Annotated in this window: 12 protein-coding genes and 1 pseudogene; 6 read left to right on the top strand and 7 right to left on the bottom strand. The window is 58.4% G+C overall.

All coding sequences use genetic code 11. The features are described from left to right. Positions 1-61: 61 nt before the first annotated feature. Both trhO and H7C18_RS29225 read left to right on the top strand, forming a co-directional pair. On the top strand, positions 62-961 hold the full coding sequence (gene trhO / locus H7C18_RS29230) for an oxygen-dependent tRNA uridine(34) hydroxylase TrhO (RefSeq protein ID WP_185132661.1): 900 nt from the start codon (positions 62-64) through the stop codon (positions 959-961). Between the two features lie 96 nt (positions 962-1057). Next, positions 1058-1198 carry a hypothetical protein gene (locus H7C18_RS29225; RefSeq protein WP_337913922.1) on the top strand — a complete coding sequence of 47 codons (141 nt, stop codon included), beginning with the start codon at positions 1058-1060 and terminating at the stop codon, positions 1196-1198. A gap of 68 nt (positions 1199-1266) precedes the next feature. On the opposite strand, the gene H7C18_RS29220 is transcribed toward H7C18_RS29225, so the two are convergent. The 3 genes from H7C18_RS29220 to H7C18_RS29210 all read right to left on the bottom strand — a co-directional run bounded on the left by H7C18_RS29220 (position 1267) and on the right by H7C18_RS29210 (position 4416). Beyond that, a complete protein-coding gene (locus H7C18_RS29220) occupies positions 1267-2001 on the bottom strand; it encodes a hypothetical protein (RefSeq protein WP_185132659.1) in 735 nt (244 codons plus the stop codon). After that, positions 1991-3259, bottom strand: coding sequence for a M48 family metallopeptidase (locus H7C18_RS29215; protein WP_185132658.1), 1269 nt, complete (start codon positions 3257-3259; stop codon positions 1991-1993). Before H7C18_RS29215 ends, H7C18_RS29220 begins: the two co-directional genes overlap by 11 nt. Before the next feature lie 260 nt (positions 3260-3519). Next, the gene (locus H7C18_RS29210) at positions 3520-4416 is read right to left on the bottom strand and encodes a hypothetical protein (RefSeq protein WP_185132657.1); all 897 of its coding nucleotides are present in this window, start codon (positions 4414-4416) and stop codon (positions 3520-3522) included. Between the two features lie 200 nt (positions 4417-4616). Between H7C18_RS29210 and H7C18_RS29205 the strand changes: the two genes are divergently transcribed. Genes H7C18_RS29205 through H7C18_RS29195 form a run of 3 tightly spaced genes read left to right on the top strand, consistent with a single transcriptional unit; the run spans position 4617 to position 8130 of the window. Continuing rightward, positions 4617-5927, top strand: a complete 1311-nt coding sequence (locus H7C18_RS29205) for a spore germination protein (protein WP_185132656.1) — start codon at positions 4617-4619, stop codon at positions 5925-5927. Between the two features lie 14 nt (positions 5928-5941). After that, complete coding sequence (locus H7C18_RS29200; RefSeq protein ID WP_185132655.1) at positions 5942-7027, top strand: GerAB/ArcD/ProY family transporter; 1086 nt, start codon at positions 5942-5944, stop codon at positions 7025-7027. Further along, positions 7024-8130, top strand: coding sequence for a Ger(x)C family spore germination protein (locus H7C18_RS29195; protein WP_185132654.1), 1107 nt, complete (start codon positions 7024-7026; stop codon positions 8128-8130). Before H7C18_RS29200 ends, H7C18_RS29195 begins: the two co-directional genes overlap by 4 nt. A 55-nt stretch (positions 8131-8185) precedes the next feature. On the opposite strand, the pseudogene H7C18_RS29190 reads toward H7C18_RS29195, so the two are convergent. Continuing rightward, positions 8186-10498: pseudogene (locus tag H7C18_RS29190) on the bottom strand (alpha-L-arabinofuranosidase C-terminal domain-containing protein); the annotation flags it as partial. A gap of 187 nt (positions 10499-10685) precedes the next feature. Between H7C18_RS29190 and H7C18_RS29185 the strand changes: the two are divergent. Next, on the top strand, positions 10686-11462 hold the full coding sequence (locus H7C18_RS29185; RefSeq protein WP_185132652.1) for a helix-turn-helix transcriptional regulator: 777 nt from the start codon (positions 10686-10688) through the stop codon (positions 11460-11462). A gap of 312 nt (positions 11463-11774) precedes the next feature. Here H7C18_RS29185 and H7C18_RS29180 read toward each other — a convergent pair whose 3' ends face one another. From H7C18_RS29180 to H7C18_RS29170, 3 genes are all read right to left on the bottom strand, one after another. Then, entirely contained in the window at positions 11775-13211 is a 1437-nt protein-coding gene (locus H7C18_RS29180; protein WP_185132651.1) for an ABC transporter substrate-binding protein, read from the bottom strand. Positions 13212-13304: 93 nt separating this feature from the next. Beyond that, positions 13305-14126, bottom strand: coding sequence for a carbohydrate ABC transporter permease (locus H7C18_RS29175; protein ID WP_185132650.1), 822 nt, complete (start codon positions 14124-14126; stop codon positions 13305-13307). Further along, positions 14123-15088: a carbohydrate ABC transporter permease gene (locus tag H7C18_RS29170; protein WP_185132649.1), complete on the bottom strand. Its 966-nt coding sequence runs from the start codon at positions 15086-15088 to the stop codon at positions 14123-14125. The genes H7C18_RS29175 and H7C18_RS29170 overlap by 4 nt, the downstream gene beginning before the upstream one ends. Positions 15089-15293: the final 205 nt, after the last annotated feature.

The raw sequence follows: 15293 nt of genomic DNA, 5'->3' as shown, positions 1-15293 counted from the left end.
CTCCGCGCGGATGTGGTATACTAGTAGTCGCCCAAATCTAATGAACAAGGTGAAAAAGACCATGAATCCATCGTTCCCCTATCGGGTGCTGCTGTTCTATAAATATGTCCGGCTGCCGGAGGCGGAGACGTTCGCCCAGGAGCATCTGGCCTACTGCAAGGAGCTCGGCGTCAAAGGCCGCATTCTCATCGCCGACGAAGGGATCAACGGCACGCTGTCCGGAACCCCGGAGCAGACCGAGCGATATATGCGCGACCTGAAGGCGAATCCGTTGTTTGCGGACACCGTCTTCAAGATCGACGAAGCGGAAGAGCACGCGTTCAAGAAAATATTCGTCCGCTACCGCAAGGAGCTCGTGACGATGCGCTTCGACGAAGAGGAGCTTGATCCGAACGTCGTCAGCGGGGCGCGTCTGGCGCCGAAGCAGTTTTACGAGATGCTCCGGCGGGACGACGTCGTCGTGCTGGACGGACGCAACGGCTACGAGTACGACCTCGGGCACTTCCGGGGCGCGATCCGCGCGGACGTCGAGAGCTTCCGCGAATTCCCGACCTGGATCCGCGAGAACATGGACGGGTTCAAGGACAAGCCCGTGCTCACTTATTGTACGGGAGGCATCCGCTGCGAGAAACTGAGCGGCTTCCTGATCAAGGAAGGGTTCAAGGAAGTGTACCAGCTGGAAGGCGGCATCGTCACTTACGGCAAAGACGAGGAAGTAAAGGGACGGCTGTTCGACGGCAAATGCTACGTGTTCGACGAGCGAATCTCCGTGCCGATCAACCATACGGACGAGGATATCGTCGTCGGCCGCTGCCACCACTGCGGCAAGCCCGCAGACCGTTACATCAACTGCACGGACGATACTTGCCACATGCAATTCATCGTCTGCGACGACTGCGAGCGGGAACACAACGGCTACTGCTCGGATAAATGCGAGGACCACGATCGGATGGCCGGTTAAATCGAACGTCGCAAGCGCGCCGATGCGGTTAAAATAAAAAAACCAGAACTGTGCGTATGTCCAGTCCACGATATTCTCCCCACATATGATAGGAGGGTGAACCACAACATCAACCTACAGCGGGGTGATATCATGGGCTATGTTGGTGGAGCTTCTTGCGCAACAAACGGTGCCGCATTCGTGCTCGTTCTGTTCGTGCTGCTGGTTATCATTCTCAAAGCCGGCATCTTCTATTAATTGGCACGACCGCTTTTCTCGCCGCCTCGGCTTGCCGAGCGCGGCTTTTTTTGCCTTCAGCCTGTCCATCAAGTCGATTCCGGGATAAGGCCGAGCCGCGAGCAAAGCCACGGCCATACGATCTCCAGCAGCCGGTCCAGGTTGGAACGTCCTTGCGGGTCGACGAACGGCGTCCGGTCGCGGAAATAGTCCGCGTGACCGCCGATGACCGGGACCGAGACGGCGTTCTCCGGCGCGAACTTGCCGGCTCGCCAGACGGGCAGCCGGGAGCGGTCGGAGACGGTCCAGCCCCCGAAGGAGCCGATCCGCGCGACCGGATCGGCCGACCGCCCGGGCGTGCGTCCCTCCGCATGGATATAGAGCGTGGCCGCACGCAGCCGCTCGGGGATGCGGATCCTCGGCGAGCCGACGAGGACGACCGGGCACGGCTGCCCGCCCTCGCGTTCCCAGAGCGTCTGCGCCGCATGCACCGCCGCCACGCCTCCGCCGCTGTGACCGATCAGAATTCGTCTGCCCGGCGCCGGGACGCCGGACGACCGCTCTTCCTCGTCGATCGCCAGCAACGCCCGTCTGCCGCCCGTCGACCGCGCGGTCCGATGCGGAGTTCGCCTCATGTCCCGGCGGATCTCCCACAGCTGGGGCACGGCTTGCCGGCTCCAATCCCCGTAAGGCAGCAATAAGCGGGAATGTACCCCCTCCCCCGCCGCCTTCAACCGTTCGTGCAGCGCGAGACGCATTCCTTCCATAAACAACGGCGCCGTTTTCAACCCGCCCAGCAAATAGAGCCCCAGCTCATTCCCCATGGGCTTTGGCGAATCGCTCGGCATCGATCATTCTATCCATATCGGTGGGATGGTCGTCGCGGAACCAAAAGGAGAGCAGCGGCGGATTGACGTCGCTTAAGGAAGCCGCCGCCATCTTCTGGTACATCGTCACCGCCCCGTCGGCGCTTCCGATCAGCTTCATGCCGTATTGGTCCGCAGAAGCCTCGGCTTGCCGGGAGACCGCGTTCGAGATCGGCAGCGACACGAACGACAGCACCGACAGCAGAAGCAGCATCGCGGGCAGAGCCGCCGGATCCGCCAGCGAGCGGATGCCCCAGGCTTCGCCGCGCCTGCGGATGAGCCAGGCGTACAGCTTCGAGCCGATCCATAGCACGGCCAGCGAAGAACCGACCGCGCCGACCGCGCTCCATTCCAGATGATGCATGACGTAGTGTCCCATCTCATGGCCCATAATTAGCAGGATTTCCGGCTCGTCTAGGCTTTTGAGCGTCGTATCCCAGAGCACGATGCGCAGCGAAGAGCCGATTCCGCTGACGTAGGCGTTCATGGCGTTCGTCTTGCCCGACATTTTCACTTCGTACACCCGGTCCGCGGGAATGCCCGCATTCGCGGCCATATCCAAGATCTTCTTCTCCAGATTCGGGTCCGACAACCGGGAGAAGTGATTGTACAGCGGATCGATGACGACCGGCTGCACGTACATCATGAACAGCGTGAACGGGATCGAGATCAGCCACAGCTTCAGCCACCATCTCCCGCCGCGCGACAGCATCCAGAACACGACCGCCGCCACGGCCAGCGCGGTAATGTAGGAGACCGCGAAGCCGACCAGCTTATCCCTCAGCCAGCCGAGCACCGGCTGGGTCGTGACTCCGTAAGACTTGGACATCGCGTAGCTGAATATTTGCAAGGGCAAGTACAGCACGAATGCGAACGCGTTGACCGCCAGCACGAAAACGGGAAAACGCACGGATAGCGGCCACTTCCGCCGAGCCAGCGACGCCCACCAGCGGCTTCCCGTGCCCCCGACGAGCAGCAGCAGGTAGATGAGCCATTCCCACGGCCCGCCGAGGAAGAAGATCCAGTTTCTCGCCGCGTTCAGCGTCTCGCTGTCGTGCAATTGCTGCGGCGTAAAATAAGTCGCCGGATCGACATCGGTCCCCTGGTAAGCGGCGGGGACGGTATTGGGTGACGTATATTTCGCGTATAATGCCATCACGATCGCATAAGCGGCAAAAATGATCGCGTACCTTATCCAGGGAGAACGGGTTCGCATCGGCTGGGCTCCTGTCCGAAAAGAGTAAGACGAATCTGCGTTCGTGCCCAGTATAGCAATCGCGGAGGCGCATCGCAAACGAACCCCGCGGGAAAAGCGGCTCCAAGCGTTTCACTTCGCCGGACGACAAAAGCCCCGGCGCCTTCCATGAATAGGAAGTTTGCCGGGGCTGCCCGCTTGACCGAACACGTCACGGGCAAGAACGCCGCCGGCGAGTCCGCTTATAATGGAAGCAAGTGTAGGAGGAATCGAAAATGTTGTCAAGAATCGGCGATCGGATCCAAGCCGAACTTGATTCTTGCCGCGTTCTCCTCTTCGATCGTCGGGAACTTGCCCGTAATCGCGGCGCGGCGCGCCAAATACATCTCCGCCTTCTGCTTGGCGTCGACGCCAACCGACACCTCGTCGTCATCCTGCGCATAGGCGACGGAATTCATGTTGGCGACCATCGTATCGTAGGAGTCCGTCGCCGCTTTGCCTTCTTCCGTCGCCGTCAGCGCCGACTTGTTCGGATCGAACGCGTAGCCGAGCTGGTTGAGCTGCACGGCGCTGCTGACGTCCCCCGCCTCCAGCAGGCTGCGCTGGCTGTTGCGATATTCTTCCGAATTGAAGCCCGACGCGTCCCGCGATCCGTGAGTGCCCGTCCCGATGTGGTCGCGGTGAAGCTCCTTCACTTCCTGATAGGCCGGGGCCCGATTCTCCAGGGACCGCGCCGTGGCGTTCTCTCCCCGTTTGTTCCCCGACGTCTGGTTGAGAGGTTCGAAGCCGATCGTATGCTCCGATTCGTGCGTCGAGCCCGTTACGCTGATGCCGTACGCATTCGACAGCCGCTTCTGCTCCGACTTTTTGTACCCGTGCATGCCGAGGGTATATTTCCCTCGCCTGACGGCAAGCGCATCGTCCTTTTCGTTCTTGCGTTTCTTCTTGGCGGCCTCGACGGTTTTGGCCAATCTCTCTTCCCGCGTCGACGACGTGTCTTTCAGGTTCTTCCGTCTCGCCGGTCTCCCGTCGCCGCCGATCATCTGCAGTACGGCTTGATTGCCGACCGTTCGCTGCAGCGCCTGCCATCCGCCGGGCGCGCTTCCCGAACGGCCCGATGCCGCACCCGTATTGGGCTGCGCGCCGGAGCCCATCTTGGCCTTACGATTGGCAAACATGCGAAGCCTCCGATCTATTATCGTCCTGTCTCTTTTATCGGCATCGGCGGAGGCCGATTGTAGCGTCGGATATCCAATCTTTGCATTGGTTACAATAGGAAGCAGCGCAGCCGGCCTTACGCTCGCTCCAGCCAAAAAGGGAGGTGCCGCTCCTGTCGACCGAACACGTACAACAGCTGAAGGAGTTGCTGGATTCGCCCATGGCCGAGTCCTCCGACTTCGTGATCAGACAGCTTGATCATCATGATACGACAGTGCATCTCTTTTATTTGAAAAGTATCTGCGACGACCTCAAAATCCAGCGGGATCTAGTTCTGCCGCTATACCAGGCCGATCGGGCGGAGAGCTACGAGAATTACGTTCGTTCGCTGATCAATCAAAAAACGTCGTCGAGTCCGGGTCAACTCCTCGAACGGGTCATCAAAGGCGAAGCGATCGTCTGCATCGAAGATACGTTCATCGCCAACGTTCCGATGAAAAAGCCGTTGAACTCCTCGCCGGGTCCCGCGGAAGTGGAAGTTTCGGTCGTCGGTCCGAAGCACGCGTTCAGCGAGGAATTGGACACCAACATGAACGTCATTCGAAGCCGTTATACCGAGTCGAGCCTGACGGTGGAGAGGGCCAATCTGGAATCCCATCCGAAAACCGAAATCGCGATCTTCTACGATCGGGAGCTCGTCGACCCCGAGGTTCTCGAAGGAATCAAAAAGGATCTGAAGCGAATAAGCGATCATATCGTCATCCAGGCGGCGGGACAGCTTCAGCGCAAGATGAGTCCCGCCAGACGAACCCTTTTCCCGACGGTCATGATCACCGAGCGGCCCGATCGGGTCGTATTGAACCTCAGTCAGGGCAAAGTGGCGATTCTGGTCCAAGGGACTCCCTTCGGGATTGTCGCTCCCGCCGTGTTTTACGATTTCATGACGGCGATGGACGATGTGTATTCGCATTACTGGACCTCGCGGTTTCTGCTCGTGCTTCGCTATATCGGCTTGTTTTTCAACCTGACGATGGCCTCGTTCTATGTCGGCCTGACCTCGTACAATCCCGAATTTCTCCGGGTGCAGCTGGCCTTGTCGATTGCCGGAAGCCGCGCGCCGGTACCGTACCCGTCCTTTATCGAAGTGCTGTTCATGCTGCTCATGATGGAGCTGCTGACGGAAGCGAGCATTCGGCTGCCGCGAACGATCGGTTCGACCGCGACGACCGTCGGCGGGCTGATTCTGGGAACGGCCGCCACGCAGGCCGGGCTGGTCAGCAACATCATGATTATTATCGTCGCTTGCGTGGCGATCTCCAACTTCGTATTGCCGATCAACGAGATGATGTTCTCGATGCGGGTGATGAAGTACGTGTTCCTCGGCATTACGACGATCTTCGGGATTATGGGGCTGGTCATCGCGTTCATCGGCCTGATCGTGCATCTGACCCGAAAGCAAAACTACGGCCGGGCTTATTTGAGATTTTTTGCGGAAAACGGGAAGGTCGTCCCTCGGAAAGAAGCGGGTTAAAAGGAGATCTGCGTTTGAATCGGTATTTCGTTTACCTTGTATTCCTGAACATGCTGGTCAACATCGTGTCCTATGTGCCCCAAATCCTGATCGGCTCGCGGTTTCAAGGCGCCATCTGGGCTATTCTCGCCTCCGTGCCGATCGGGATGCTGCTTATTTATACCTGTTTGAAATCGATGTCCCGCTTTCCGCGGCAGGGATTGACCGACATCCTCGACTCGATTTTGCCCCGTTGGATCGGCCGGGTGCTTCTTTTGATGTCAGCCTGTCAGTTTTTCATGGCCGGCTGCATTTCGCTCCTGTCCATCGCGGATACGAGCATCCGGTATATCAGTCCGGAGACCCCTCTCGTTATGGGGATATTCATGTTCCTGATCGTCATCTGCATGGCCGCCGTCCATCGAACCAAGCAGGTCCTTTATCTGGTCGAAATCATCTTGTTTATCGATGTTCCCCTCATCCTTTTCATTATCGTAAAGGCATTCTGGAACCGATCCTACGATTGGGACGCGGTGGCGACCGTGGGGATGAGCTATTCCGCGCTTCCGACGTGGACCGCCTTGTCCGCCGCGACGTATATTTTCAGCGGGTATTCGGACCTGGTCGTCGTTCACAAAGCCTTTAAACAGACGCCTTCCCCGAAGTCGGTATGGCTGTTCGGGGCGCTCGGCCTCGCGATCCTGTTCGCCTCGTTCTCGATCCCGATCGCCTTCCAGGGAGCGGACGGCGTCTCGGACTACATCTACCCCTGGATCATCACGGCCGATTCGATGCGGGTGGAACTGGGCATCGTCGAACGGGTCCTCCCTTTATTCCTGCTGCTCTATTCCGGAATCTCCCTGGGGAGCATCATCGTCCGATGGCACATCGCCTCGGATCTCCTGAAGGATTGCTTGCCCTCCTCCTGGTCCCGGAAGAAGCCGTTGACTTCCTGGATCTTTTTCGCCTTTTTCGCGTCGGTCTCGCTCGTTCTCGCTTTTTTCTTCAACGAGAACAACATTTTGGCCGTCGGAAGAGTATGGTTAAACTTTCGCTTGCCCAGCGAGGTGCTGATCGTCGCCCTTATTCTTATTGCCGCCAGAAGGAGAAGAACGTCATGAAGGGGAAACGGCTTCTCGTTCTCTTGACCCTGCTGCTCGCGGGATCGGCGCTCGGCGGCTGCGGATTCAAAGATATCGACAAACGCTTCTTTGTCGTCGCGATGTCGGTCGATCCGTCGGGCAAGGAAGACAAGAAGTATCTCGTTACCGTAAAGCTGGCGATTCCGAGTCCGTCGGAAAAATTCGGTTCCAACCAGTACACGCTCGTCTCCGAAGACACCGATTCCATTGCGCAAGCGGTCCGGATTATTAAATCGAAAGTGGATAAAGAACTCGATCTGGGCCATTTGAAGGCGATCGTCATCGGCCGCGAGCTCGTCGAGAAAGGGAACATGGACGAGGTGATGGACTGGTTCGTCCGACGCCGGGACATCCAGAATATCGCCTGGGTCGCGGCGGGAGTCCCCGACGGCAGATCGATCCTGGACCTTCGGCCGCCGACCGAGCGGCTTCCGTCCAACATGCTCTTTATGTCGTTCGGGCAAGTCGGTACCGAGACGGCTTATATCGTCTCCGAATATTTGTTCGATTTCCGCCGCAGGCTCAGAGAGCGGGGACTCGATCCCATTCTTCCGATCGTCGAATCGAGGGGCGACCAGCAAGTCGCCATCAACAAGGTGGCTCTTCTGGATAAAAACAAGATGAGGCTCGTTCTCGATCCTCTGGATACGAAGATCTTCAACTCCTTCTATCAAGGAATCGGAAAATACGACATCCAAATCCGTCAGGACCAAGGCTACTTCATCATCTCGGCGGATAACGTCAAAGGCTCGTTCACGATCGAAAACGTTCAAGGCAAAACCGTTATTACGCTGAAACCCCATATTCATGGGATTATCGAAGAAGCGACCAGTCCCATTTCCAAAACCGAATTGGCGAAGTACGAGCGCCAAGCGGAGCAGGAAATCAAGGAGCGGGCCCTTCAATTCGTCAAGCGTCTGCAGCAGGCGAACATCGATCCGATCGGATTCGGGCTGCGCTACCGTGCCCGGCATCCCGGGAACCCCGATCACGTGTGGAAAAAGTGGGTGGAACTGTATCCCGAAGTCGAATTCCGGGTACAGCCCCACGTACGCTTGACAAGCACCGGTCAGCTCGGTTGATCGTCGAAATAGCTTCTCACCACGATGTCCTGATCGTAGATTCAGCGCCATTCGGCTAACCGCGAATTCGTAGAACGGTCACCGAATGGTTCGGGAACTCATAATCGAAGGAAGGTCCGTCGAAGGTCAATGTCTTCGTCTTCGGGGCGATGCGGGCAGGCTCTTCGAACGAATTGGCTTCGTCCGGACGATAGCCGGAGAGAATATGCGCTTCTACCGTTACCGGACCTTTGCCCGGCCAACTCTCCAGCACCATCGCGGCAAGTTCGGATTCGTCTCGGACATTGACGACCTTCACGATCGTGTCTCCGGTCGCTTCTTCTACGCTTGCCGTATAATACAGCGGTTCGATGAGCGGAATCTTGTCCTCCGTCTCGGCCATTAGCGTTCCGTCAATGGAAGCTTGAACGCTCCGGCCCGATATCCGCAGCGTCAAATCGTACCCTACGCCGTTCTCGACCTCGAACAGGCTCTGGGTCAACACGGAGCCCCTTCCGTCGATGAAGGAATGGATGATGCTGTCCTGGTTCTGCCATCCGCCGATCTCCCAATTCAGATGGTTCCGATCGTCCTTCCAGCCGAAATACAGGTTGAATCCCCTTGGACCGCCGCCGTCCTTCCTGGCTCTCAGATGCAGCGTATAGTCGTCCCCGTCCGCTGCTCCCAATTCGAAGATTTGCTTCTTGCCCGCGCCGGATTGGTCCAGCGAGACGTCCGGATATTCGAGCGTCTCGCCCGTCGCGTTGTTGACCAACCGGATCGACGAGTAATGAACGCTGCTTCCTTCCGTTCCCAGCGCGATCGTTCCCCGGATCGGCGTCGCTTCCCGAAGCGGCTTCGCAGCCTCGAAGCCGCTCGCCTCGATCGGCAGCAGACGGTCGCCCTGGTGGTGCATGAACAGCTGCTGAACGTAGTAATTCGCGGTCCCGAACGCCTGATGATTGTCGAACCAGATCAGGTCCGGCTTCCAGTTGACGTAATCGGCATTGCAGAGCAGCGGGGCGTAGCAAGCGAGCGCTACCGCGTGCGCGTTCCGTTCGAGTCCGGTCATGAAGGCGGCTTCGGCCAGCGCATTGTAGTAGGTGTTGCCCCAGGAGGCGTATTCGCCCAGGAATACCTTCGGATCGTCGGCCTTGAAGCCGTCGTAGCGGCCGGCATGGGCCAGGAACCACTCCGGCGTCTGGTAATAGTGCTCGTCGACGAGATCCGACCGGTTGTCCCGGGCGGACTTCCATCCGCGCTCGTATTCGCCGCCCGCGGCGAAAGGGCCGCTGGAGTTGATGATCTTGATCTCCGGGTGCTTCTCCTTGATCGCGCGATGGAAATATTCGTAGCGCTCGAAGAAGGGCGCGCCGACTTCCTCGTTGCCGATGCCGATATATTCGAGTCCGAACGGTTCCGGGTGGCCAAGCTCCGCGCGGATGCGGCCCCATTCGGTCGACGCGCCGCCGTTCGCGAACTCGATCAGGTCCAGCGCGTCGCCGATCCAAGGCCCGAGCTCCTCGATCGGCACGATGCGCTTGTGATGGGGATCGTAGCCGGCGGGCAGGATCGGGATCGGCTTCGCGCCGATATCCTCGCAGAATTGAAAGAGTTCGTAATAACCCAGGCCCAACGTCTGATTGTATCGCCAATTGTTGCGCCGCGCGGGTCTCTGGGCAACGTCTCCGATCGTGTTTTTCCATCGGTACATCGAATCCCGATCGTCCGGATCGAGCGACCCGTCATGAACGAGACATCCGCCGGGGAACCGCATGAACTTCGGCTTCAGGCCGGCCAGCAGGCTCGCGATATCCTCGCGAAGGCCGTTCGGCCGGTCGCGGAACGTCTTCGCGGGGAACAGGGACACCATATCCAGGTACAGCTTGCCGGTTCCCTTCGTGACGATCGTCAGCTTGCCGCCGTTGTCGGTCGCGTTCGCGACGATGTCCGCCTCGTACCGCTTCCACTCGGAGGAATCGACCCGAATGATCGTCTCTCCGAGAACCGTACCGTCCCCTCGCTCGATCGCAATCCGAACCGGCTCTTCGAAGCTGGCGTCCCTTCTCGCATAGACGGAGAACCGGTACCGTTCTCCCTGCCTCGCCGGAATGCCGGTATTGAAACCGCGATTGGCCAGGCCGACTCCGTCGCCTTCCGATACGATATCGATGGCCGCGTAATGGATGTTCCGCGGGTTCAAAGGCCGCTCGTCTTCGACGGTCAGATTCGCCCTGCCCTGTCCGCGTTCGACGATCTCCCATGCGGTTAAGGCATGATAGTCCGGATGATCGACCGGATCGAATTCGAACGACCGGTTCTGAACGAGCTCGGCATAAAGGCCGCCGTCTGCGGCATGATTGAGATCTTCGAAGAAGATGCCGAACAAGTCTCCCAATGGCGCGCCCTTATCCTGCGTGCGAACCCTTAACGTCCCTTGCCGTCTCATATTCCATTCCTCCAATCCGCTGATGGATGCCTAATCAAAATTGTAGGAGTTTGATAGCGGGACAACAATCGACTATGATGATATTAACTGACCTATTCTGCTTTTTTTAAGCCGGGGAGAGGATGGAATGATCGAATTGCTGGGCTGCGGCTATCGCTATATCCATCCGGACGGGATCCTGATAAATCGTCCTCAGGGCTCGGGGGATTATGCTTTCGTCTTCTTCCGCTGCCGATCCGAGGTCGTCGTCCGCGGCAAGCGGTCGATCTGCGAACGGGACTCTTACATTCTGTTCGGCCCGACGACCCCTCACTCGTATCGCGAATCCGACCTGCCGTTCGTCAACGACTGGTTCCATTGCGTCGGCCCCGGGATGGCGGAGCTTCTCGCCGATCTGCAGCTTCCGCTCGACACGCTTCTTCCCGGGACCGACCCCTCGCTCATCTCCCGAAGCATCATGGAACTGCACCGGATTCGCAAATCGGGCGGGCCGCTTACGCAGCGGATCGTCGACACCGAGATCCGGTCGCTCCTGATGAAGCTGAGCAACCTTCGCGAGATGTCCCTCACCGAGAAGCAGGGCCGCTACTTCCGGCAGTTCTCGGAGCTGCGCGACGAGCTCTTTAATTCTCCGCAGCGGCACTGCACCGTAGAGCTGCTGGCCTCGCGGCTCAACTTGAGCAAATCCTATTTTCAGCATCTGTATAAGGATTTGTTCGGCTGCTCCGTCGTTACCGACATCATTAACGGAAGATTGGAGTATGCCAAGTATCTCCTGCAGCACAGCGCCTATTCGGTGACGGAGGTCGCCGCGATGTGCGGCTACGAGCACGATACCCACTTCATGCGCCAATTCAAGAAGTTCGTCGGCGTCACTCCCGGCCAGTATCGGGCCCATATTTAGCCGTCAGCCCCTCTAAGAGTCGTGATGGCGCAGTGAAAGGGAAAGTCCCCTTCATGAACGCCCAATGCGCTTCCTGCAAATCCCCATTTCCGAAGTTTTTAATTCAATTTAAGAGGAGAAATTCCCGTTCCTTCTCTCGATTGACTCGCTTCTTTTCCGGCCCGCGTCCACCGTTAACACAATCGTTTACAATTGTTTGCCTGGGCGCAACCCTGGACCACGAATTTTATACTTTCTGATAGGTTCAGAAAAAACCGCCCTCCCGCCGCTGCCGCGGCAAGAGGACGGCCTCTTCCAACTGGTACGATACTCTTATTTTTTCACGGTGCTGTTGTACTGCGCGATCTTGTCCGTGATTTGCTTGGCGGCGTCGTCCAATGCGGCCTTCGGCTCCTGCTTGCCGTTCAGAACGGACTCGATGGCGCCTTCGACGACCTGTCTGGCTTCGGGGAACACGCCCATCATCGCGCCCTGCGTCGCCGTCGAATCGGCCGAAGCGTGAAGCTGGTCGACCGCCGTCTGGAACTGCGGGTACTTGGCCATGTTGTCTTTCAAAACTTGCTGGTCGTACGCCGCTTTGGTAATCGGGAAGTAACCGGTGCTTACGCTCCAAGTAGCCTGTACTTCCGGCGAGGTCAGATACTTGATAAATTTCCAAGAAGCTTGCTGCTCGTCTTCCGGTTTGTTGTTCATGATATACAAGCTGGCGCCGCCGACGACGACCCCGCCTTGGTTCGCGCTGGCCGGCCGGGGCAGGAAGCCCGTGCCCACTTCGAACTTGCCGCCGACCTGGTTGACGATATTGCGCAGCGAGGCGGTGGAATCGAGCGTCATGGCGATTTGTCCGGCGGCGAACGCGGCGTCCGTATCATCGGTGTTGCGTCCGAGGTTGGTCGCCGTCTTGGCGTCGATCATTCTCTTCCACCAGGTCAGCGTGTTGACGCCGGCGTCGGCGTTGACGAGCGATTCGGTCGCCGGAGACGTCCGGCCGTTGCCGTTGTTCAGATAGTCCGCGTTCTGATTGGCGAAGAACTGCTCCATGAACCAGCCGTAAATGGCGATCGACGCGCCGGCCTGGCCTTTTTTGGTCAGCGCCTTGGCGTCCTTCTCGAACTCCTCGTACGTGGTCGGCGGCTTCTCCGGGTCGAGCCCGGCCGCTTTGAAAGCGTCCTTATTGTAGTAGAGAATCGGATTCGACGTGTTAAAAGGCATCGCGTTCAGCTTGCCGTCCACCGTGTAATACTGGAGGATGTGCGGCTCGAGCTGGCTCAGGTCGAACGAGTCCTGATCGATGAACTTCTGCATCGGCGTGATCGCTTGGGAATCCGCCATGAAGCGGCTGCCGATCTCGTACACCTGAATGATGTCCGGGCCTTCGGACGAGCCGAGAGTCGCTTTCAGCTTGTTCAGGCTGTCGTCGTACTTGCCCTGGAACACCGCCTGCACCTGGATGTCCGGATGCGACGCGTTGAAGTCGGACACGATCTTGTTGATCGCTTCCGCCCCCGGGCCGGTCATGGAATGCCACCAGGTGAGCTTGACGGGCTTGGCGGCGCTTACCGATTCGGACGGGCTAGCAGACGGGCTTGCGGACGGAGTCGCGCTGCTCTGGGACGGGCCGTTGGCGGAGGACGGCTGGGCGGCGCTCACCGCGTTGTTGCCGTTGTTGCTGCTTCCGCAAGCGGAAACGAGCGCCAGTGCGGCTGCGGCGGATACGGCGAGCAGTGCTTTCGTCGATACCTGGTTCATGGATCGGTTCTCTCCCTTTATAGGATGATTTTAATGAATAACGAGACATTGGAATCGGCTGCCAAGCTTCACATCCCTTTTGGGGGAAATGTTTTATCCTTTCAGAGCGCCGGCGGTCATGCCTCGTACCAACTGCTTCAGGCCGAAGACGAGCAGAAGCAGCGACGGCAGGATGACGAGCGCGATGCCGGCAAAAACGAGGTTCCACGATGTCGTCTCCTGGAACTGCAGCATCGCGACGCCGATCTGCACGGTTCTCATCTTGTCGCTGTTGGTGACGAGCAGCGGCCACAAGTACGAGTTCCACATGTTCAGGAACGAGTAGACGGCCAGCGTTCCGAGGGCGGGGCGGGACAGCGGCAGCACATGCGATACGAAAAAGCGCGCGTGACCGCATCCGTCCATCCGGGCGGCTTCGAACAGTTCGTCGGGCAGCTGCAGGAAAAATTGCCGCAACAGGAACGTTCCGAACGACAGCGCCAGGAACGGAACGATAAGCCCTTGATAGGAGTCGAGCCAGCCCCATGCCCGAACGGTCAAATAGTTCGGGATGATCGTCACTTCCCATGGGATCATCATCGTGGCCATGAAGAGGGCGAACAGCGCGCTTTTGCCGAAAAACCGCATGCGGGCGAACGCGTACGCGGACATGCCGGACGTGACGATCTGCCCGATCGTGACGAGCGCGGATACGAGCAGCGTGTTGCCGAGAAACGCGGCGATCGGCACGGCTTTGAACACGCCGGAGAAATTGTCCAGACTCGGGCTGTGGGGATACAGATGCGGCGGCGACAGGTTCGATTCCCCCGGAGACATGAGCGAGGAGGAGAACGTATAGAGAACCGGGTAAAGAACGGCCAGCGCGCAAATCGTCAACACCGCATAGAGCACGGCAGCAGGCCATCTTCCGCTCATTGATAGTGCACCCTCTTTTCCACCCACTTGAACTGCACCAGCGTCAGCAGCAAAATGATGGCGAACAGCACCAGCGCCTGCGCGCTGCCCGTGCCGAAGCGGTAATTGACGAATGCCTCCTGGTAAATGGAGTAGACGAGCACGTTCGTGCTGTCCATCGGCCCGCCGCGGGTGAGGATGTTGACTTGCCCGAACGATTGGAACGCTCCGATGACGGAGATGACGGTGACGAAGAACAGCGAAGGCGAGAGCAGAGGCAGCAGAATGCCGGCGAACGACCGGAACGGTCCGGCTCCGTCGATCCTGGCGCTCTCGAGGATCTCTTCCGGAATCCCCTTGATGCCGCTCAGCAGCACGATATAAAGAAACCCCATGTTCATCCAGACCGTCATCATCGAGACGGAGACGAGCGCCCATTGCGGGCTGACGAGCCAAGGCACCGGCGATACGTTCAGCAGGCCCAGGAAGTAGTTCAACATGCCGAGAGACGGATGGAACAGGAACATCCAGATAACCGAGGAGGAACCGACCGAGAGCACGACCGGCATGGAGAAAACGAATTGGAATCCTTTCATTCCCCTGCTTCTGCCGCTGGTCATGGCGGCGAGCGCCAGCGCGATCGCAATTCCCGTCGGGACGGTCAGCAGCGTGAACATCGCGGTGACCTGCAGCCCTTTCAGGAAATGGAAGTCCTGCGTCAGGAACTTGAAGTTGTCCAGTCCGACGTAGCCGACCACCTTCCCCGTCGGATCGGTGGAATGAAGGCTCAAGATGACCGAGTCAAGCATGGGGTAAAAGAAGAAAATGCCGAACAGAATGAGCGACGGGCCAAGAAAAACGTAAGCCAGCAAACTCTCGCGCCGGCGTAGACCGCTGAGGGTTGCCGCTCTTCCCAGCCGCTTCGCCGTCCGTGGGGAAGCGACGTTGCCGGGCAGGCGGACGCTCCTCTCCGATCCGTTCATACGGGTTGCTCCCTTCGGAATGCTTGATTGCGCCGTCCGCCCTTCTTATGGGCTTCGGACATGCTTGCATTCTGTGAAGAGCTTACCTTTCGTGTGTTTGTTGCAAATTACCGGCAAGTTAATGCAGATAGCCATCGGCGTAAACAATTTGTAAATTGTCAAATGAATGGGGGGTTTATGTAAAACAAAAAAACCAGCTAATACA

It is taken from the genome of Cohnella zeiphila (genome assembly GCF_014212055.1).
In the GTDB taxonomy this organism is placed as follows: Bacteria; Bacillota; Bacilli; order Paenibacillales; family Paenibacillaceae; genus Cohnella; species Cohnella zeiphila.
This window is presented reverse-complemented; position numbering and strand designations above follow the sequence as displayed.

What these genes read in the sequence shown, in the direction of transcription:
- H7C18_RS29215 (WP_185132658.1), bottom strand. Translation starts at nt 3,259, where the DNA reads ATGCGAACCCGTTCTCCCTGGATAAGGTACGCGATCATTTTTGCCGCT.
- H7C18_RS29210 (WP_185132657.1), bottom strand. Translation starts at nt 4,416, where the DNA reads ATGTTTGCCAATCGTAAGGCCAAGATGGGCTCCGGCGCGCAGCCCAAT.
- H7C18_RS29205 (WP_185132656.1), top strand. Translation starts at nt 4,617, where the DNA reads ATGGCCGAGTCCTCCGACTTCGTGATCAGACAGCTTGATCATCATGAT.
- H7C18_RS29185 (WP_185132652.1), top strand. Translation starts at nt 10,686, where the DNA reads ATGATCGAATTGCTGGGCTGCGGCTATCGCTATATCCATCCGGACGGG.
- H7C18_RS29180 (WP_185132651.1), bottom strand. Translation starts at nt 13,211, where the DNA reads ATGAACCAGGTATCGACGAAAGCACTGCTCGCCGTATCCGCCGCAGCC.
- trhO (WP_185132661.1), top strand. Translation starts at nt 62, where the DNA reads ATGAATCCATCGTTCCCCTATCGGGTGCTGCTGTTCTATAAATATGTC.
- H7C18_RS29195 (WP_185132654.1), top strand. Translation starts at nt 7,024, where the DNA reads ATGAAGGGGAAACGGCTTCTCGTTCTCTTGACCCTGCTGCTCGCGGGA.
- H7C18_RS29175 (WP_185132650.1), bottom strand. Translation starts at nt 14,126, where the DNA reads ATGAGCGGAAGATGGCCTGCTGCCGTGCTCTATGCGGTGTTGACGATT.
- H7C18_RS29170 (WP_185132649.1), bottom strand. Translation starts at nt 15,088, where the DNA reads ATGAACGGATCGGAGAGGAGCGTCCGCCTGCCCGGCAACGTCGCTTCC.
- H7C18_RS29220 (WP_185132659.1), bottom strand. Translation starts at nt 2,001, where the DNA reads ATGGGGAATGAGCTGGGGCTCTATTTGCTGGGCGGGTTGAAAACGGCG.